Source organism: Kribbella catacumbae DSM 19601 (assembly GCF_000372465.1).
Taxonomy (GTDB): Bacteria; Actinomycetota; Actinomycetes; order Propionibacteriales; family Kribbellaceae; genus Kribbella; species Kribbella catacumbae.
The window spans coordinates 35972-53901 of the sequence record NZ_AQUZ01000002.1 but is presented as its reverse complement, the minus strand read 5'-3'; the positions used below and the strand labels follow the sequence as shown (position 1 = coordinate 53901).

Annotated in this window: 18 protein-coding genes; 13 read left to right on the top strand and 5 right to left on the bottom strand. The window is 65.6% G+C overall.

All coding sequences use genetic code 11. The features are described 5' to 3' along the window. Nucleotides 1–7: 7 nt before the first annotated feature. The gene (locus tag A3ES_RS0102365) at nucleotides 8–1855 is read right to left on the bottom strand and encodes a hypothetical protein (protein WP_020385166.1); all 1848 of its coding nucleotides are present in this window, start codon (nucleotides 1853–1855) and stop codon (nucleotides 8–10) included. A gap of 342 nt (nucleotides 1856–2197) precedes the next feature. Between A3ES_RS0102365 and A3ES_RS54935 the strand changes: the two genes are divergently transcribed. From A3ES_RS54935 to A3ES_RS52305, 3 genes are all read left to right on the top strand, one after another. After that, complete coding sequence (locus A3ES_RS54935; RefSeq protein WP_169501732.1) at nucleotides 2198–2374, top strand: hypothetical protein; 177 nt, start codon at nucleotides 2198–2200, stop codon at nucleotides 2372–2374. 41 nt (nucleotides 2375–2415) lie between these two features. Further along, entirely contained in the window at nucleotides 2416–2622 is a 207-nt protein-coding gene (locus A3ES_RS45950; RefSeq protein ID WP_020385164.1) for a hypothetical protein, read from the top strand. A gap of 301 nt (nucleotides 2623–2923) precedes the next feature. Further along, nucleotides 2924–3238, top strand: coding sequence for a DUF397 domain-containing protein (locus A3ES_RS52305; protein WP_083933144.1), 315 nt, complete (start codon nucleotides 2924–2926; stop codon nucleotides 3236–3238). Here A3ES_RS52305 and A3ES_RS0102355 read toward each other — a convergent pair. After that, nucleotides 3235–4131, bottom strand: coding sequence for a helix-turn-helix domain-containing protein (locus tag A3ES_RS0102355; RefSeq protein ID WP_083933142.1), 897 nt, complete (start codon nucleotides 4129–4131; stop codon nucleotides 3235–3237). The genes A3ES_RS52305 and A3ES_RS0102355 overlap by 4 nt on opposite strands. A gap of 503 nt (nucleotides 4132–4634) precedes the next feature. Between A3ES_RS0102355 and A3ES_RS45945 the strand changes: the two genes are divergently transcribed. Continuing rightward, nucleotides 4635–5552 (top strand): SAM-dependent methyltransferase, encoded by a 918-nt coding sequence (locus A3ES_RS45945; RefSeq protein ID WP_020385162.1) that lies wholly within the window; start codon nucleotides 4635–4637, stop codon nucleotides 5550–5552. Between the two features lie 238 nt (nucleotides 5553–5790). Here the strand turns inward: A3ES_RS45945 and A3ES_RS0102345 are convergent, their stop codons facing one another. Together A3ES_RS0102345 and A3ES_RS0102340 are read right to left on the bottom strand one after the other, a co-directional pair. Beyond that, on the bottom strand, nucleotides 5791–6450 hold the full coding sequence (locus A3ES_RS0102345) for a YdcF family protein (RefSeq protein ID WP_040453882.1): 660 nt from the start codon (nucleotides 6448–6450) through the stop codon (nucleotides 5791–5793). Next, a complete protein-coding gene (locus tag A3ES_RS0102340) occupies nucleotides 6447–7217 on the bottom strand; it encodes a GntR family transcriptional regulator (protein WP_026162491.1) in 771 nt (256 codons plus the stop codon). The genes A3ES_RS0102345 and A3ES_RS0102340 overlap by 4 nt, the downstream gene beginning before the upstream one ends. Nucleotides 7218–7407: 190 nt before the next feature. On the opposite strand from A3ES_RS0102340, the gene A3ES_RS0102335 reads away from it, so the two are divergent. The 4 genes from A3ES_RS0102335 to A3ES_RS0102320 all read left to right on the top strand — a co-directional run bounded on the left by A3ES_RS0102335 (nucleotide 7408) and on the right by A3ES_RS0102320 (nucleotide 10143). Further along, nucleotides 7408–8739: a helix-turn-helix domain-containing protein gene (locus A3ES_RS0102335; protein WP_020385159.1), complete on the top strand. Its 1332-nt coding sequence runs from the start codon at nucleotides 7408–7410 to the stop codon at nucleotides 8737–8739. After that, the gene (locus A3ES_RS0102330) at nucleotides 8736–9287 is read left to right on the top strand and encodes a GNAT family N-acetyltransferase (protein ID WP_020385158.1); all 552 of its coding nucleotides are present in this window, start codon (nucleotides 8736–8738) and stop codon (nucleotides 9285–9287) included. The genes A3ES_RS0102335 and A3ES_RS0102330 overlap by 4 nt, the downstream gene beginning before the upstream one ends. 245 nt (nucleotides 9288–9532) lie before the next feature. Beyond that, on the top strand, nucleotides 9533–9700 hold the full coding sequence (locus tag A3ES_RS53700) for a hypothetical protein (protein WP_157630279.1): 168 nt from the start codon (nucleotides 9533–9535) through the stop codon (nucleotides 9698–9700). A 53-nt stretch (nucleotides 9701–9753) separates the two neighbouring features. After that, complete coding sequence (locus tag A3ES_RS0102320) at nucleotides 9754–10143, top strand: hypothetical protein (RefSeq protein WP_020385156.1); 390 nt, start codon at nucleotides 9754–9756, stop codon at nucleotides 10141–10143. Between the two features lie 158 nt (nucleotides 10144–10301). Here the strand turns inward: A3ES_RS0102320 and A3ES_RS54930 are convergent, their stop codons facing one another. Further along, nucleotides 10302–10487, bottom strand: a complete 186-nt coding sequence (locus A3ES_RS54930; protein ID WP_169501736.1) for a hypothetical protein — start codon at nucleotides 10485–10487, stop codon at nucleotides 10302–10304. 346 nt (nucleotides 10488–10833) lie between these two features. On the opposite strand from A3ES_RS54930, the gene A3ES_RS0102310 reads away from it, so the two are divergent. The 5 genes from A3ES_RS0102310 (at nucleotide 10834) to fxlM (ending at nucleotide 17884) form a co-directional block, all read left to right on the top strand. Continuing rightward, nucleotides 10834–11199 (top strand): hypothetical protein, encoded by a 366-nt coding sequence (locus A3ES_RS0102310; protein ID WP_020385154.1) that lies wholly within the window; start codon nucleotides 10834–10836, stop codon nucleotides 11197–11199. Beyond that, nucleotides 11183–11344 (top strand): FxLD family lanthipeptide, encoded by a 162-nt coding sequence (locus A3ES_RS52300; protein WP_020385153.1) that lies wholly within the window; start codon nucleotides 11183–11185, stop codon nucleotides 11342–11344. The genes A3ES_RS0102310 and A3ES_RS52300 overlap by 17 nt, the downstream gene beginning before the upstream one ends. A gap of 103 nt (nucleotides 11345–11447) precedes the next feature. Then, nucleotides 11448–14540: a lantibiotic dehydratase gene (locus tag A3ES_RS0102295; protein WP_169501734.1), complete on the top strand. Its 3093-nt coding sequence runs from the start codon at nucleotides 11448–11450 to the stop codon at nucleotides 14538–14540. Further along, nucleotides 14537–15784, top strand: coding sequence for a lanthionine synthetase C family protein (locus A3ES_RS45940; protein ID WP_020385150.1), 1248 nt, complete (start codon nucleotides 14537–14539; stop codon nucleotides 15782–15784). Before A3ES_RS0102295 ends, A3ES_RS45940 begins: the two co-directional genes overlap by 4 nt. A gap of 18 nt (nucleotides 15785–15802) precedes the next feature. Then, on the top strand, nucleotides 15803–17884 hold the full coding sequence (gene fxlM, locus A3ES_RS0102285; protein WP_020385149.1) for a methyltransferase, FxLD system: 2082 nt from the start codon (nucleotides 15803–15805) through the stop codon (nucleotides 17882–17884). Nucleotides 17885–17930 lie beyond the last annotated feature (46 nt).

Here is a 17930-nt window from a genome sequence, read left to right as displayed (position 1 = left end):
AGGCGTTCTAGCGTTCGATGGCCCCAAGCCGCTCGACCAGGTGCCTCAGGTATGAAGGCCATGCGTGTGAAAGCGGCACGTGCTCTACCAGCCGCTTGGCGAGTTCGACATCTCCGATGCCTACAGCGACGCTGGCAGATCGGATGGCTAGATGGGGTATGCCTGCGGGTAGCTCAGCTACGGCGGCACCGAGGTAGTGCCTGGCCTGCGGGATCTCGTTGTAGCGCACAGCTTGGTCGGCCATCGCAAGCAGCCATAGGGTAGTAGCGCCGGCGCGAAGATCGGTCAGCTGATCGGCGTGGACCTCGTCAAGGCGGTTCAAGTCGCGTCGAAGCCGCCGGGCGCTCGCAAGCGCTTCAGGATGGGGTACTCGGCTCAGCAGGTGAATCACACCGTCCGCCTCGGTCTTACGGCGGTGAGCATTGACCGCAGAGACTTCATCCCCATCCTCGTCGGCGATGCGGAAGCTGGTCTGCATCAACGCGATCATGTCATCGATTGCGTGCACAGCCCTGCGGATATGGTCGTCGGTCAGAGTGACAGGGACGGTGTCCATCGGCCGCCCAGCGGCCGTGAGCTCTCGGGCTTGGCGGAGGAGAATCCCCTGTCGCACATGAAGTTGAACCTTCTCCAGGCGGCGCGCCTCGGCACCGGGCAGGAGCCTCCTTCTCACGACCAGGAGATCGTTCATCCTGGTTAGTTCGTTACGCCAATCCAGGCCCGGACGGTGATGGCTCGCCAGCAGGAGCCGTTCCCGGCGAAACCGCAGCTGAAACAGGACCGAATCTGCAGAGTCGGTGCGAAATGATGGATGGTGGAGCTCAATATGGAGGGCTCGTCGGTCGGAATGCCGTCGAGCGACCCCCATGCTGAGCAGAGCCAGCTCGCGGTGTTCGCGGTCGTTCAACATGCCAGACGCAAGGGCTCCGTATCGAGTGAGGCTAGCGAGAATCGGCTTAGCGTCACTCGTTGAGATCATCTGCCACGCGTAGTCGATCCCGTCAGCAAATAGCTCGTGCTCGAAGATGTTCTCAGTGTCCAACCTCGAAAGCGGTCCAGGACGTATCAGTGGCCCCTCCGCAGCGTCCACGAGACGCTGACCTGCGATGAGCGCCGTCCGTTGATCGGCCAGTCGTCCTGGTTGTCGAGCAGCAACAGCGGCGCGTTGCAGGCAGAACAGGACCAACGGTAGCGCCAGCCGAGACCGTGTGAACCTACGGCCGTCCATGCCAGCCAAGGTCGTTCCGTCGTAGTCGCTCGCGGGCTCGGGGTTCGTTTCTGGCGCGAGGCGAGCGGCAATCAGCGCGACCCCGATTAGCAGCTTCGCGTCCGCTTTGGACTTTGCTTCGGCTGCTGCATCCGCCAAGCCTCGGTAGATGGCCATGTCGCGTTCCTGCGGAGCCAGTCGCCTTATCCAGCTCACAGCAGGATCGCGGGACAACGATTCCAGACTCAGACGCTCACCCTTATGGGGCAGTCCTGACACGCGGAGGGCGAGTCCGGTGGCATGGCGCGCGATGAATTCTTCGGCGACATTCTCGGCCCCGTCATGTCGCCAGTTGCTCAGAGATGCCCGGCTTGCAGTCCGATCCTTTGTACCGATGGGACGGAGGTAGTAGCGGGCAAGCTCGGCCAGCTTGTCGCGGTGCTTGGCCTGTGTGCTCCTGTGGATGATCTCCGAAAGTCGATCGGTGAGGTCGTCACGCACCCAGCCGGCCAGCCGGACACGCTCCGCTCCAGCGGCGTCGAGGATGAACAGCTCACGCTGGTCGTGCGGCACCAGCCACCCGGCGTAGTCGGCGGCAACCGGTCCCGAACCACGGCGGACAGCTTCCAGAAACGACAGGAAAGCCACTCTCACAGCGAAGAACTTAACAGAACTGAAAGTTCAGCGGCATCACGCTTCGCTGTTCAACCGTCACAGCTGCAGCATCTGAATGTGACGTCGACGAATCGATGCTCAGCAAGAACAGATGGGGCTGCGGGGCTCATGCCAGCCGCGGGAACCCGGGAGCCCTCACAGCTCCCGGTTGCCGTGGTCAACCCGTACCAGCCACAAGGGGGAGATGACGCCGTGCATGCCGGAAGCCGACAACAAGGCCGGTGGCGTCACGCCGCCGGTGTCCTGAAAGCCGCGTGCCGATGACGAACTCGATCGCCTTCGCTGGCCTCTACGCTTATGCGCAACCGCCACGGCATGACATCGGCGGAGAAGGTCGCCGCCATCGACCGGATCCTGAACAGCTCGCTGCTGTTCGAGTGGAAGCTGTCCGGCATCGCCATGGTGCTGCGAGCACCGACGACCTTTCCCCTCACTCAGCGGCCGACAGCCCGCCGAGCGCTCCCCGGGCACGGACCAGGCGGTTCGAGCTGATCCGTCACGTCGATGTCTCCGGAGTCAGCGGTACCGGGCCCGTGGCCGAGGGCATCGAGTTCAGCTGCGGAGCGGTAGCGCTGCGGTGGACGTCCACGAAACCCTGCACCGCGGTCTGGGACAGCATCGATGACCTGCTGTCGATCCACGGGCACGACGGTGCAACCGAGGTGCGCTGGATCGACCAGGCCGTCGCATCAGATGACCATGAGTGCGTCGGCGCCGGAATCGCGAACTGGCCGGCATGACCGCCCACCAAGCAACGGTGCGGCTGAGCCTCCGCGCGGCGTCGCATCTGCCTGACAGTCGCATCAGCCGTCCCGTTCCGGAGTCCCGGCCCGGCACCGTCGCGGGCCTCCCCCGGACGCGGCCGGGACTCCCTTCCCCAAACCCGGCGAGCGATACGTACTGCATCCGCTGCGGTCGCTCGCCGTTCCACCCCCTCGGGATCGGGCGGCTCCCTTGAGGGCCTGCCGTCCCCGCTCCGGTCGAGTCGGGCGGGGACGGCGTACAGGCCCGTAGATCAGCCGCTATCTGACTCTCCAGCGCATGATCGGAAGGACACCGATGACCGACCTCAATGACTTGGATTTTCGCAGGTCCAGCCGTTGCAACGCGACCAACAACTGCGTTGAGGTGGCCCATCGACCTGGTGTAGGCGTCGCAATTCGAGACAGCAAGAACGGTCCAACGGGTCCGGTACTGCAGTTCACCACGCGCGAGTGGGACGATTTCCTCGATGGCGCCAAGAATGGCGAGTTCGACGTCGAGCAGTCGCGAGCATCTGCTGCCACGCCACCAGCTCGAACTCGGACCTTGTTGAGGAGCGCCGCGCGCAACTGGCGACGCTGGGCTTGTAGCTAGAGATTGGCCAGCATCTGGGTGAGGAAGTCCCTGGTTTCCTGCTCGTCGAGTGCGGTGTCCCAGATATTGGGCCACGAGGCCGTGAAGCGCTCGACCTCGTCAGCCTCCTCTGTGAGATAGAAGCTGACATAGCCGTCAACATAGACGTGGGCCGGGAACTGCAGGTCCTCCTCGTACCTCGGGAACTCCAGCAAGATGAACTGCCCGACGGCCTCGCCGGCGTGGTCGCGATCGGCCGGCATTACGCGGATCGAGATGTTGTCTCGCTCACCGGCAGCCAGCAGATGGTTGAGCTGCTCGCGCATCGCCTCCGGGCCAGCGTACGGCGGACGCAGCGCGTGCTCGTGGATCACCGACAACATCTTCAGTGGGTTGTCCGCGCGAGTCACGAGCTCCTGCCGATTCAGCCGAAGCGCCGCCCGCTTCTCCAGGTCATCCGGGCTCGGACTGAGTCCGGTGTGGCGCTCAGTCGACATCAGTCCATGCATGTACCCCGGAGACTGCAACAGCCCGGGGAGGTAGTTGCGATCGTAAGAACTAATCGACGCCGCCGTTGCCTCCAGCGACACGAAGAACAGGAAGTTGTCGCTGACGGTCGGCTCGTAGGACTCCATCCAGCCCTTGCCGCGCTGACTCTCCTTGGACTGCCGCGCCAGATCCGTCAGCGTGCCGATGATCTCAACGTTCGTCACACCCATGGCCTGACAGGCGCGCTCGATGTCATTGCCGCGGATGGATGTCTGACCGTTCTCGATTCGCCACCACGTCATCTTCGATCGCTCGACAGCGTCGGCCACCTCCTGCTCCGACACGCCGGCGCGTTCGCGTAGGTAACGAAGGTGATGACCGAGCAGCCGCCGTGCTGCTGGTACGCGCGTCACTGAAGGCGTCATCTGCCCCTCTCTCTGAGCGACCAAACAGTAGCAACGGTCCCCCGTGGATCCACGGCGACAGCCTCCTCCGCCATCCACACCTTAGAGTGAAATCATTTCAAAATGAAATGCTTGCAAAGTGTTCCGATCACTGTTTCACTGATGCCCGGCACAGACAGTGATCGAACAGGGAGACCGATGACGAGGCCTATACCGCCGCCCCTTCGGCAGCTGCAGTAGTCGCGGACGAAACCAAGCCTCCCTGAAGGTGCGCCGCCAGGGAGACCGGCGACGGAGTCGAGGCCAGGGCGCTCCCAGCGCCCGGCTCGTACGGCCTGGCGGACCACGAGCCCCAGGCTCCGTCGCCCCTGATTGGGAGCCTCTGGCGAACCACTCCGGCCCTCCCCCTGTGAGGGCCGGCCGAACCAGTCACCTCACTGGAAACCTCCAGGGGCTCCCCACCGGACCCACATTCGACAGCGCGGCCGACGCGCTCATGCCTGGAACCCTGCGAAAGGCCAACAATGGCGAGAGATGCCCACGCCCCGGACCTACGGGACCGCAACGGCTGGCCGGTCGGGATGGAAGACATCCTCACGTACCCGCACAGCGCGATGGTGTGGAACTGGGCCTCTGTTGGTGGCAGGAACAACTTTCCGGCCGAGCGCGACCTGGGCGAGAAGCTCGACAAGGTAGCCCCAGGCTGGGCGTTCAGCCAGCTCGTGGCTGCCAACGAGGCCTTCGTCTTCCGCGCGGTCGCCGAACTGCAATCCGCGAAGGTCACCCAGTTCATCGACCTCGGCTCGGGCCTGCCCGCGAACGTCAGCGTTGTACCGCCCACGGCCCCCGCGAGCCTCTACGGCCGCGTTCTCGGAGCCGACCAGAGCTCGAAAGTGGTGTACGTCGACTACGACCCGATCGTGCTCGCGCATACCCGTGCGTTGCGTGACGTTGCAGGACAGGTGCTGGTCATCGAAGGTGACATCTTCCAGCCCAAAGAGATCCTGGACAATGCCAAGCTCAACGAGTTCCTCGACTGGCAAAAGCCGATCGGCCTGATCTGCACCGCGGTCCTTCATGAACACCCCGGAACCGTCGAGGAGGTCGCGGAGATCATGGCTGCCTACGTCGACCGACTGAGGCCCGATTCCTACACGGCCATCTCGCACTTCCTTGACACCGAGGACGAGCACACCGAAACCATCGTCCGGCCTCTGGAAGCGATCATGAAAGACGCGACCGGCCGGTGCCGGTTCCGCACGCTCGACGAGATCAGGACCTTCTTCCCTGGACAGGAGATCCAGGATCCCGGCGTCGTTCAGTGCCGACGCTGGCGCAATCCCGAGTCCAATTACAGCTCGGTCTACCCGGGCGAACCCTGGAGCGGCGCAGGTATCGCCGGCGGCATCGGCCGAGTCCTTTACAACGGCGAGCCGGCGTGAATGAACCCGAGAAACCTGACACCGCCAGGCCCGCCCTCGCTGAGGCACCGATGGTCGAGGGCTTACCCAGCGAACCGCGGTGTACTCGGCGTCACCGGCGACAACCGCCCGGTTCCAGGATTTCGATTCTCGCACGGTGCTTGCCGCAGGCAACATTTTTCCAATTCATGAGCGCATGAACAGCCGCAACCAGCGAGGCAGCCACGCATCTCGCCGGATCGATCCAGCACCCTTCAAGCTAGAGCAGCCGTGCCGTATATCCGCGCGTCACCAACGCATCGAACGCCTGCTTGACCGGTTTGGGCATTGGCTGCGGAGCCGCGAACCCGCGGTGGGCGTACAGCTCGATCCGCTGTGTGTCGCCGGCCAGCATGTGCAGCACCCGATCGACGTCGCCGATCGACTCGACGTATTCGACCAGCGTCAGCGGCAGCGATGTGCACACCACCTCGACCTCAGGCCAGACCTTGCGGCACGTGGCGTAGGCGCGACGCTGTTGATACGGCCGCGAAATCAGCGTCACCGCCTGTGGAACGATCTGCCGAGCGCCAAGGACGGCCCTGGTGAGAACGATGTTCTCACCAGTATTCGTTGCATCAGGCTCGGTGATGATCGCCTCGGCCGGTACGCCAAGCTCTCGGGCACGTTCGGCGTAATGAACGGCCTCTCCACGAGGAAACCGCTCGACAGTCGTCGGAGCGTTGGCCCCGCTGAAGACAATCAGTGGAAACATGCCCTGCTGATACAACCGCGCCGCGCAGTCCGCAACGCCAAGATCGTGGCTTCCGAGCCCGATACCGACATCGGTCGGTCGCAATTCGTGGTGCATGTTGTGGTAATCCCACAGGATCTCAGTGGCCTCGAGCAGGTCGGCTGGTATCGCCACAGTCGGTCTCACTCTGGGATCTTAAAGCTGTACGACCAGGCGAAGCGGCTCGCCGCATGAATCCCGCGAGCAAACTCAACTACACGGCCTTCCGCGGTAGCGGTCAGGCGGTGCAGCTCGACGACGCATTCACCCGAAGGCAGCTCAAGCAAGTCGATCTCGTCGGGCGTCGGCATCCGGGCATGAAAGGTCTCAGTCATCCCGTCCGGCTCCAGTCCTTGCATGGTCAAGACTGCGAAGCCACCTCCACGCCCAGCCGGACCTGGCGTCGGATCAACGAGCGGCGTACCTTCGACATCTGCGGGCAGGTAGTAGCTGGTGAGCGTGTGGGTTGGATGGCCTTTTGCGTCCTTGACCAACCGCGCCCGTTCGTAGACTTCGTCGCCAACTTCGATACCGAATGCCTCGGCGACGTCGGCGTCAGCCTCGACGCTCGCAACGGTCTGAGTCTGATCGGTCGGATGCCAGGCTTGCCCCGAAGCCTCGCGGTCGGCAGCGAACGCCACGAGGTTGCCGTACTTCCACTTGCTCTTGGCGTACCGCTCGGCGCCCAGCCGACGCATCGGGGGTCGTTCTCGAACAACCGTCCCCCGGCGGCGAACCGGAGTCACAAGCCCTTCCGCCGCCAACAGGGCGACGGCGTTGCGGACGGTCTTCACATTGACCTGGTACTCAACCGCCAGATCCTCCTGCCTCGGCAGCGTCGAACCAGCGGGGTACTCCCCGTGCAAGATCGCGTCACGCAAGGTGCCTGCAAGTGCCCTGTATCCAGTCGTCACGGGGCCTCAGGGGTGCTGCGCGTGCTGGCGGTTATCCACGAACCCGATCCTATAGTTTTCGCGATAGGAGTACCCCTATCGCTGGGATGTGTCTACTATCTTGAATAGAGGTACCTGTAACTTAGTGTAATAGAGGCTCTACCGGGTGCACGTAGCCCGATCAACGACCGTTGACCCGAGGGGAAGCACCATGGCCGCGCGAACAGTTGGCTCGCCAACGGTTCTCGTCGTGCCTCCGCCGACGATCTGGACTCAGGCTCAGTCAGGCATCGCCGCACTGAACTCCGGGGCCGGCTACACAGCTCTCATGGCCGGGGACCTTGGCCAGATCATTCGTCTCGGGCGCCAGGCTCTCGGACTCGATCAGGCCGAACTTGGCAGATTGTCCAATGCATCGCAGACCGTCGTGTCGCGTGCCGAGCGAGGAATGAACACCGACAGCGTGGTTCTAGCCAATCTGTGTAAGGCCTTAGGGCTGCTCACCAACCAGCCGGGCGAACACGATCCCGCCTACAGTGAAGACATGCGTCGCAGAGACCTTCTCAGGAACGTAGCCGCCGCAGTCGCCGCAGGCATGCTGCCATCCCAGATCAGTGAACCGGCGCATGCCGGCCGCATCGGCATCTCCGAGATCGAGGACTGCTGGGCAGCTCTGCGACGTCTGCAGGCGATGGAGGATCGGCAAGGTGGCGGGACCGTCTATCAGCTAACCGCCGGCATCGCCGAGCATCTGCAACAGACAGTAGGTCGCGCTTCCTACGACTCGTCAACCGGTAACAAGCTTCGCGAGGTCACGGCGATCGCTGCTGTACGTGCCGGCTGGCAGGCATTCGATTCCAGCCGACGCGACAGCGCGCGGCGATGGTGGCTCGAAGCCCGAAGTCTGGCCGATCTCGGGGGCGGTGCCGACGAGGCACGCGTGATGGCATTGGCCGCGATGGCTGTGCCCGCCCGTGAAGCCGGCAGAGGACATGAGGCCATCGGCCTAGCGCGTGCCGCAAGACAAGCCGCTGGCCAAACTGCACATCCGAAGCTGGTCTCGCTTCTGGCAGCTCGGGAAGCCATTGGGCACGCGAAGGTCGGTGACACCGCGGCATCCGTCCACTGTATGAGCGAAGCGCGTCGGCTGTTGGACCAAGGCGCAGACGGCAACGCCCCCGCTTGGCTGTCATTCTGGGGCGAGGGTGACCTCGCCGTACACGAAATGCATTGTGCCAAGGCGACCAGCAACTTCGCGGCCGCCGAGCGAGCGGCACGTGACGCAGCCCAAGCATCAAGTCCGCACAGGGGGCTGCGGAACCACTCGATCTATTCTGCCTATCTTGGCAACGTACTTGCTCTGCGCGGTCAGTTTGATGAGTCCATCAGCATCACTGAATACGTTCTCACCGCAGGGGCACTTGCTGGCTCACAGCGTGTCGCATCGGAAGTGCGCAAGACAGCCACAGTATTGGCCAAGACGGACTACCGTCCTGCACGCGAACTAGTAGCCCAGGTGGAAAGGCTGGTTTCTGCCGCATGAGAGACCTCCCTGGGATCAGGATCCGTAGCTACGATGCGGGGGAGGCTGCCACGAAGCTCGACATCGTCCGTGAACTCTACATCGATGTCTTCTTTCCACCACCGCACAACAAAGGCCCGCTCGAGCTTGGCCGCATGATCGACGCCTGGCCGCGCCGACTTACCGCCCCCGGATTCCGCCTCGTCGTGGCAGAACACGAACAAGGTCCAGTAGGTTGCGTCTACGGTCATCAGCTCGCAGCCAATACAGCCTGGTGGAATGGAGCTCTCGAGCCTCTTCCAGACGGTGTCGCGGTTGAGCGGTCGGGCCGGACGATTGCCATCATCGACATGCTTGTGCGTAAGAGCTGGCGACGTCGCGGCCTTGCGGAAGCCATGCACGACGCGCTGCTCGCCAACAGAGACGAAGAGCGAGTCACCTTGCTGGTAAAGCCCGACAACACCCCAGCACGCCGCGCGTACGAAAAGTGGGGGTACCGCCAAATCGGCCGCATCCAGCCTTTCCCTGATGCCGCAGTATTCGACGCCATGGTGAAGCCGCTCAGCTGACAGTCCAGCGTCGGATTCTCCTGCAGCCCCAGCCTTCGCGGCCGGGGCTGCATGCATGTTGGCCTGAGTTCGTAGTCAGATTTTGACTACGGTAGTCCGATTTTGACTAGGCCCCCCATTCCCATCCGGGAAGCGCAATCCTGACGGCAGGTGGTCGTCGAGCCGCCGAGTCGGTCTAGCTGGCCAGACCCGCAGTTTTGGCCGGCTGGACCGCATCCATCAGGACATCGATCTGGGGAGTGGCATTGAGGTCTTTTGGGGGGATCGTCGAGCACCTGGCCGCCATCCCGGCGCTGATCAGTACGGCGCCGTCGTGGAACAGCGAGCTGGCTACAGCCGTCCTGGCGATGATCGCGGCTGCAACCTACGTTCGCATGGGCTGCGAGATCGTCGCAGAGGCGAGGGGCGAATGATTGTGGCCAGCAGTCGGGTTCGTTCGCGAGGTCCTGCGCTCCTACCGATCGTCATGGCTGCCCACGACGCTGGGATCCTGTCCGCGGAGGCCAGTCCAGGCCAAGGGCCGCGGCCGTTCGTCATCGGCTACATCGACGCAGCCAGTCTGTCTCGCCGCGGTCCCAAGGCGGTCGCCCAGGCGCGGGCGCGGATCGCGAAGTATGCCGCGGACATGCAGCTGGATCTCGGGCACACCTACGTGGACTATCCAGGACTCGGCGGATCGAGCTTCCGCGTGCTGATGATCGCAGCCCAGCACTACAACCCCCAGCAAATCCTCGTACCGAGTCTCGCCCACGTCGACGCCCAGTCCGACGTACGACATGGAGATCGCACTCGGCAAGAGCTGATCCGGCAGTGCACGCGGGCCAAGGTCCGGCCGCTGAGCGGGCAACGAATGTGATCGGCGCGCAGACCATGACCCACAAGCGACGCCCCCACTCGGATGCCGTCGAAGCGCTCATCGCTGCTGGCGACCGCGCAGCGGCAAGACCCGCTCAAGGGCCCACGACAAACCGCCCAAGCAACACATGGACGCTCGGATACGTCGATGCCACCGGGCTACAGCGCAACGCAGACCTCGGCGAAGAAACTGTCCGCATCCGGGCCTACGCCGAGCGGCACGAGCTCACGCTCACCACCACCTACGTCGATCACCCAGGCGACGACGGTCTCGGATTCCGCAGCCTGCTGGCTGCCATCGAGCGCATCCCGCCGTACCGCGTGCTCGTCTCCCGAAAGGCTCATCTCGACTCACCCATCGTGGTCGGCGGTATGCCGGCTGGAGAGCGCAAGCCCGAACGGCTTGCACGCCTCGGCGTTACGGTCGAGGAGGTCTTTCCCTGAGCAGGGACGGGACCGGCAGCGGGTTCCTCAGCCCGAGAGTCGTCCGGGGACGGCCGGACTCCTCACCGACCGCGGCTCCGCCGGTTCCGTCCCCTTCCCCCTGATCGAAGTCCCCGGCACCTCGACCCGCCCCTTTGCCAGACCCCTGTCTCGCTTTGGTTCGAGGAGCCTCCCCCGAGCGCCGGGGGCTTCGCCCCCTACTTGTCCGTCGGCCGTCACGGCCCCGTTGTCACGAAGGCATTGCTCGATGAACAAGCTTGAACCCCGCTGGATCGACGGAGAGCTGTGCTACGTCGTGCCTATCACTTTGGCTGCGGATGCCTCGATCCTCCTCCGGCGAATCAGCGGTCGGTGCGGTGATTCGTTCAGCGAGACCATGCGCCGCGGGCTTGCCGCTCTGGACTTCATCGAGAACGAGGTTGCCCAAGGCAAGCAGCTGGCCGTCATCGAGCCGGGCCGCGGCCGGACGATCCGCGCACAGGAGATCCACCTCGTCGGTGTACCGGCAGGGAAACCACAGTTCACCGGCCCGCGGGAACGCGGCCGGTTGTTCCGGCGATTCCGCCGGAATCCACCTCACCAGAAGGAGAACACCGATGCGCACGACCACTGAGGTCATCAGCACTGGCCCGGAGCAGGCTTTCGACCTGGACATTCGTGCCCTGGACATCGCGGACGCAGGGCCGTTCATGGCCCGCAACACCGACGACAACTGCGGCTCGACCTGTCCCAATGCCTGCGCCACCAACATGGGCTGACCAGTCAGCTTCTGCTGAACAGCTGGTGCCGGTTCGACAGCTCAGACTTTCCGGCCGGCACCAGCCGTTCGCCTTTCCAGTACTTGTTCCCTACCTGCAGGAGATGACTGCGATGACGCTCGACCACCGCACCTACCGGCCGGTGAACGCGCTCATGCTCCGGTTGTGCCTGCTCCCCACCTCCGCAGTCCCCTCCTGGCCACAGCTCACGGGCGTAGCAGCCAGCGATGTTGAGATCTGGCGAACCTGGATGGCCACCGTCCTGCAGCAGCATTCCATCAGCGGCGCCCTCGATCACGCCAGTCCCGACCTCGTCGCGCGCACCCGCGCCGTCATCGACGGGCAGGTAACTGAACACCGCAAGGTCACCTCGGCCGGGCTGTCCTTGGTCCAATACATCGCCCGGCTCCACGGCCGGGCAACACCCTTCGGCCTGGCTGCGGGCGTTTCCACCGCCGTCGTCGGATCTGCTGCCGCGGTACGCCTCGGCCGTGACCACCGCGCCACCGCTCGCGCGGGCACCAGTTGGCTTAGCGCTGTCGTCGAGAATCTCGAACGGACACCCGAACTTCGGCCACACCTCCATGTGGTCGCCAACAACACCGTGACTGTTCGAGGCGACCGGCTCGTTGTGCCCTTCCAGCCGCTGCAGGCAGCCGCTAACCCTAGCCATACCGTCGAGATGTCACTGCGTCACACCAGCGCCGTACAGCTAGCCCTCGAGCTGGCCGCCGAGCCCATCCGATGGGACGACCTGGCCGCCAAACTCGGCGCCGAGTTCGACGCTGCCAGCGGCGAGCAGATCGACCAGTTGTTGACCCAGCTCCTGCAGACCATGGCGCTGCTGAGCAACCTGCACGCTCCGGCGACCACCGTCGACGCCCTCCAGCACCTGGTCGACGTACTCGCGGCCGCCGGGGCATCCGGAATCAACGCCGTCTCACCGGTCTTCCGGCAGTTGCAGTGCATTCAGCGTGATCTCATCGCCCACAACCAGCTCGATCTGTCGGCATCCAGCGCAATCCGCCCAGACCTCGGCGGCCGCATGACAGCCCTGTCCGCTGCTCCGCGGCCACTCGCCGTGGACACCCGGGCCGACACCGACGTCGCACTACCCGCGGCGGTACTGCGAGAGGTCTCGGCTGCCGCCGGGCTGCTCACCGAACTGAGCACCTCACCTTTCGGCCCGCCCGCCTGGACCCGCTATGCGCAGGCCTTCTTCGAGCGCTACGGAATCGGCACCCTCGTACCCGTGCTCGACCTGGTCGACCCCGACTCCGGGCTTGGCTTCCCCGACGGCTACCTCACCGCCACACCAGAACCAGCCCGCGCCATCACCGACCGGGACCTGCAGCTCCTGACAATGGCCCAGACCGCCGCGGTCGACCAGCTCACGGAGATCGAACTGACACCACAACTCGTCGATCAGCTCTCTCCAGGTGGCGCCAAAGGGATCGGGGCGGCGCGACACCTCGAGCTCACGTTCCAGCTCCACGCAGCATCAACGGCGGCACTGAACCAGGGTGCCTTCGAGCTAGCCGTGACGAGCGTCTCGCGCGGCATTGGCACCGTCACTGGACGATTCCTTCCCCTGCTCGGCGCCACCTACCGAAACCAGCTCGCTGACGAACTCACTCGTGCCGACGTAGGCGACGTACTGCGGGTGCAGCTGTCGGCGCCACCCTTGGCTGCCGCCGACGCCCACGTCACCCGCTCACCGAAAGTCCTGCCCGACGTGATCGGCGTCGCCGAACACCGGCCGGCCGCTGCCGAAACGATCCCGGTCAGCGATCTCGCGGTCGCGACCGACGGCTACCAGTTGCGACTCGCCTCCATCTCCCGGGGCCGCTGGATCGAGCCTGTCCAGTTCAACGCGATCGAGCTGCGCTCCCACACGCCGGCACTCGCCCGATTCCTCAATGAGCTCCCGCGCGCCCACACCGCGGTAGTCACCCAGTTCGATTGGGGTACCACTGCCGGGCTTCCCTACCTGCCGAGACTTCGTCGCGGCCGCCTCATCATCTCTCCAGCGACCTGGCGAATCACCGATATCGACCTGCCCGCCGAGACCGACCTGCAGGTCTGGGCGCAGCGGCTCACCGAGCTTCGTGCGCAGCGGCGTATCCCGGTCAGGGTCCTTGCCATCCGTGGGGACCAGCGGCTTCCGCTCGACCTCGACCAGATCAGCCACGTTGCCGTGCTTCGGGCCGATCTCGCGCGCGGCCGCACGATCACCCTGACCGAGCAGGCATCGGTCGAGGCGTTCGGGTGGCTCGACGGCCACGCCCACGAGATCGTCGCACCCCTGATCGCCACCACACCCACACGCCGGACCACGCTCCCCACACCCGGCCCTCAGCACGTAGTAGCGCCGGGCCACGGGTATCTGCCGGCTGTGTCGTGCTGGATGACGATCAAGCTCTACGGCCACCCGGCCCGCCAAGACGAAATCCTCACAGCCCACCTCCCCCGGCTGCTCTGCGAGCTCCCAGCCGGGACCGGATGGTGGTTCATCCGCTACCAAGACTCCCAGCCGCACCTGCGCCTCAGACTCCACCTGAACACCCCGGACGAGTTCGGTCCCGCGTCAGCTGCGGTCAGCCGGTGGGCCGAATCGCTGCGGCAGCAGCGTCTGCTCCGCGACCTGCTGATCGCGCCCTACTACGCCGAACCCGGTCGCTGGGGCGGCGACGCCGCACTGGCCGACGCCGAGCGAATCTTCGCGGCTGACTCCCAAGCACTCCTGACCCAGCTCAGCCAGCCGGCCGCCCCTGCGCGACAGGCGATCACGGCCGCGAACTTCGTGGCAATCGCCGCCGCATTCACCGGCAGCACAGCGGCCGCCATGCAATGGCTCACCGACCACGCCAACGCCGAACTTGACCAGGCACCGCCGCGCGACGTACTCACCACCGCAGTCCGGATCGCCGACCCCACCAACGACTGGGCAGGCCTGAGCGCCACCGCTGCGGGGCTCGCGATCGTCGACAGCTGGACCAGCCGGGATCACGCCGTACGCACCTACCGGACCTCACTCGAGCACACCAAGCTCAATCTCGACGAGGTACTGATGTCGCTGCTGCACGTCCACCACATCCGCGCGGTCGGGATCGACCGCACCGACGAATCCCACTGCCTGCGTCTCGCCCGTGCCGCTGCCCTCGCCTGGACAGCACGCCGGAAGAACCAGCCATGACCGGCCAGCTGCGACAACTCACACCGCGTCCCACCTGGACCAGCCAGACACGGCAGTCACTGGCCGGCGGCGCCATCGGTGCCGCGCTACTCGACATCGAGCGCGCAGCAACAGGCCACGGCACCTGGCAAACCGCCCACCAGGCGCTCACCGTGGCCAGCTCCGGAGGAATCACCTCCACCCAGCAAACCCACCTGTACTACGGCGCTCCCGCGCTCGCCTTCGCCATCGCCGGAGCACACCAGCACCACCCCGGCAGCTACCACGACGCCCTCGCGATGCTCGACAACCTGGTCGCCACCATCGTCCAAGCCCGGCTGGCGGCCGCACACGCCCGCATCGACGCCCGTCATCTGCCGGCTCTCCGCGAGTTCGACACCATCCGCGGACTGGCCGGCCTCGGCGCTCACCTCCTGCGCCGCGACCCCACACAGCCACTGCTCCGCGAGGTCCTCGCCTACCTGGTCCGGCTCACCCAACCCATCCACGATGACGGCGACGAACTCCCCGGCTGGTGGACCCACCTCGACCCCGGCGGCAACCCATCCCCGGACTACCCCGGCGGCCACGCCAACACCGGCATGGCGCACGGCATCGGCGGGCCCCTGGCCCTGCTCGCACTCGCCGCCAACCGCGGCATCACCGTGGCCGGCCACCACGACGCCATCGCCCGCGTCCGGGACTGGCTCGACCGATGGCAGCAGACCACCGACACGGGCCCCTGTTGGAACCGCACCGAGACCACCAGCACCTGGTGGCCTTACTGGATCACCCGCACCGAACTGCGCACCGGCCGCCTCCAGCAACGCGGCCCGCAGCGGCCGTCCTGGTGCTACGGCACTCCTGGCTTGGGCCGCGCTCAGCAACTTGCCGCTATCGCCACCAGGGACGCCGGCTGGAAGCATGCCGCCGAAACAGCACTCGTCGACGCACTCACCGACTCCCACCAAGTCGAGCTGCTCACCGACAACTCGCTGTGCCACGGGCTGGCAGGCGCCGCCTACATTGCCCGCCTCGCCGCCGCCGACAGCACCTCGCCCCGACTCGCACGTGTCGCGGACCAGCTCGCGGCCGCAGCCGACCGGCGACGAACGCCACGCCCGGAGATCACAGCACCACCGGACACGGCTCGCGGGTTCCTCGAAGGCACCACCGGAACCGCGCTCGCACTCCGCGCCCACCTGCTCCAAGCAGCGCCAAAAACCAGCTGGGACACCAGCCTCCTGATCAACGCACCAACCTGACGACGAAAGACGACCCCCGTGGACACCGACGAATGGCCGCAGTACCTGATCACCTTCGCCGACCGCACCGGTGCCGAGCACGCAGGCACCACCGTGCTCGCACCCGGACTGCGTGAAGCAGCCGTCGACCAGTGGTGGTTCCTGCGCAAGCACCCCGCTTGGCGGATCCGTATCCCGCCACACACGCCTGATTCAGCCACCAAAGCTGTGGAGCGCCTGCTCGCCGATGCCACCGCCGCCGGCCACGCCGTCGGCTGGAAACGCGGGATCTACGAACCCGAAACCCTCGCCTTCGGCGGACCCGAAGGAATCGCGATCGCGCACCGCCTCGCCCACGCAGACAGCGTCCACGCCCTCGACTACCTCGGCACCGGCAGCGCACTTGCCGGCGTGCACGCCAATGTGGGACGACGTGAGATCGCCCTGCTGCTGGCCACGGCACTCCTACGCGGCGCACACCTCGAGTGGTTCGAGCAAGGCGACGTCTGGGCCAAAGTCGCCCAGTTGCGCCCGGTCGACAGCCCGCCGGGCGTCGGGCCGGAACAGCGCGAGAAGACCAGGATGCTGCTCGGCGCCGACATCACCCGGCTCGCTGGAGCCGGCCAGGTCCTCTCACCGGCCGACGACTGGCTGACCGCGTTCCACTCGGCCGGGCAAGCACTGGCCGAGCTCAACACCGCAGGCCAGCTGCAGCGCGGCCTGCGCGCCGTTCTCACCCATCACATCCTGTTCGCCTGGAACCGGCTCGGCCTCACCGCCACCGACCAAAATGCCCTGTCGCGGCTCGCCACCGCCGCAGTCATGCACGACCCCGAAGACGACGAACCGTCCCCGGTTCTGTCGGTCGCCACCACTACTGTCAACGAGGTGAACCACCCCATGACCCCCACCAAGACCAACGACACCGCCACGCAACTGCGCGAGGCCCTCGTCGACCAGCTCGTCGCCAACGGCACCGTCCGCACCCCGGCCATCGAAGCCGCCCTGCGCGCCACACCGCGGCACCTGTTCGTCCCAGACTTCGACCTGGCCGAGGCCTACAAAGACGACGCCGTCTACACCAAGCAAGACGCCAATGGCGTCTCGATCAGCGCCGCGTCACAACCCACCATTGTCGCGATGATGCTCGAGCAGCAGCAGGCCCAGCCCGGCCAAACCATTCTCGAACTCGGAGCCGGCACCGGCTACAACGCAGCCCTCATGGCCACCCTCGTGGGGCCATCCGGCCGGGTCACGACCATCGACATCGACCAAGACATCGTCGACGGTGCCCGCCGCGGCCTTCTCGCCACCGGCCACCGCAACGTCGACGTCTTCCGTGGTGATGGAGCCGTCGGCTATCCCGACAACGCGCCCTACGACCAGATCATCGCCACCGTCGGCGCCTGGGACCTGCCCGCCGCCTGGGTCCAGCAGCTCGCGCCCGACGGACGCCTCGTCGTACCGCTGCGGATCCGAGGCAGCGTCTCTCGCTCGATCGTCTTGCGCCGTGACGGCGACATCCTGCGCAGCACCAACAGTCAGATGTCGACCTTCATGCCGCTACGCGGCGGCATCGCCGACGACCCCCGCCGCGTCGTCCACCTCACCAGCGACGGCTCCGTCCAACTCCAGCTCAACCAGGAACAAACCACCGACACCGACCGCCTCGCCGGCGTCCTCGACACCCCCGCGCACGAAGTGTGGACCGGCGTGACCATGGCCGGCCAAGAATCCTTCGAATACCTCGACCTCTGGCTCACCTGCACCCTGCCGGGCGCCTTCAGCCGCATGCCAGTCCACCCCGAAGCCGCCCGAGCCGGGATCGTCCGTCCCCAATTCGGCTGGGGCTCCTGGGCCACCGCCAGCGAAGGCAACCTCGCCTATCTCACCCTGCGCCCCACCGAGACCGACGGACAACGAGTCCACGAGATCGGCGTGATCGGCCACGGCCCCACAGGCGCCCAGCAAGCCGATCAGGTCGCGGCACAGATCAACGCCTGGAACCAGGACTACCGCGGCCACGACGTCGAGTTCGCCATCGCACCACACGGCACCGCACTCACCGGCCAGTTCGTCTTCGACGAACCCAACAACCAGCTCGCCATCACCTGGCAATAGACCTCCAGGACGGACCACTCCGACACCCTGCGGTGGTTCCCGCTGG

Coding starts and splice junctions, on each gene's coding strand:
- A3ES_RS52300 (WP_020385153.1), top strand. CDS start 11,183: ATGCGCACGACCACTGAGGTCATCAGCACTGGCCCGGAGCAGGCTTTC.
- A3ES_RS0102335 (WP_020385159.1), top strand. CDS start 7,408: ATGGCCGCGCGAACAGTTGGCTCGCCAACGGTTCTCGTCGTGCCTCCG.
- A3ES_RS45945 (WP_020385162.1), top strand. CDS start 4,635: ATGGCGAGAGATGCCCACGCCCCGGACCTACGGGACCGCAACGGCTGG.
- A3ES_RS54935 (WP_169501732.1), top strand. CDS start 2,198: ATGACATCGGCGGAGAAGGTCGCCGCCATCGACCGGATCCTGAACAGC.
- A3ES_RS0102320 (WP_020385156.1), top strand. CDS start 9,754: ATGGCTGCCCACGACGCTGGGATCCTGTCCGCGGAGGCCAGTCCAGGC.
- A3ES_RS54930 (WP_169501736.1), bottom strand. CDS start 10,487: ATGAGCCTTTCGGGAGACGAGCACGCGGTACGGCGGGATGCGCTCGAT.
- A3ES_RS0102295 (WP_169501734.1), top strand. CDS start 11,448: ATGACTGCGATGACGCTCGACCACCGCACCTACCGGCCGGTGAACGCG.
- A3ES_RS0102310 (WP_020385154.1), top strand. CDS start 10,834: ATGAACAAGCTTGAACCCCGCTGGATCGACGGAGAGCTGTGCTACGTC.
- A3ES_RS0102355 (WP_083933142.1), bottom strand. CDS start 4,131: ATGACGCCTTCAGTGACGCGCGTACCAGCAGCACGGCGGCTGCTCGGT.
- A3ES_RS52305 (WP_083933144.1), top strand. CDS start 2,924: ATGATCGGAAGGACACCGATGACCGACCTCAATGACTTGGATTTTCGC.
- A3ES_RS45940 (WP_020385150.1), top strand. CDS start 14,537: ATGACCGGCCAGCTGCGACAACTCACACCGCGTCCCACCTGGACCAGC.
- A3ES_RS0102330 (WP_020385158.1), top strand. CDS start 8,736: ATGAGAGACCTCCCTGGGATCAGGATCCGTAGCTACGATGCGGGGGAG.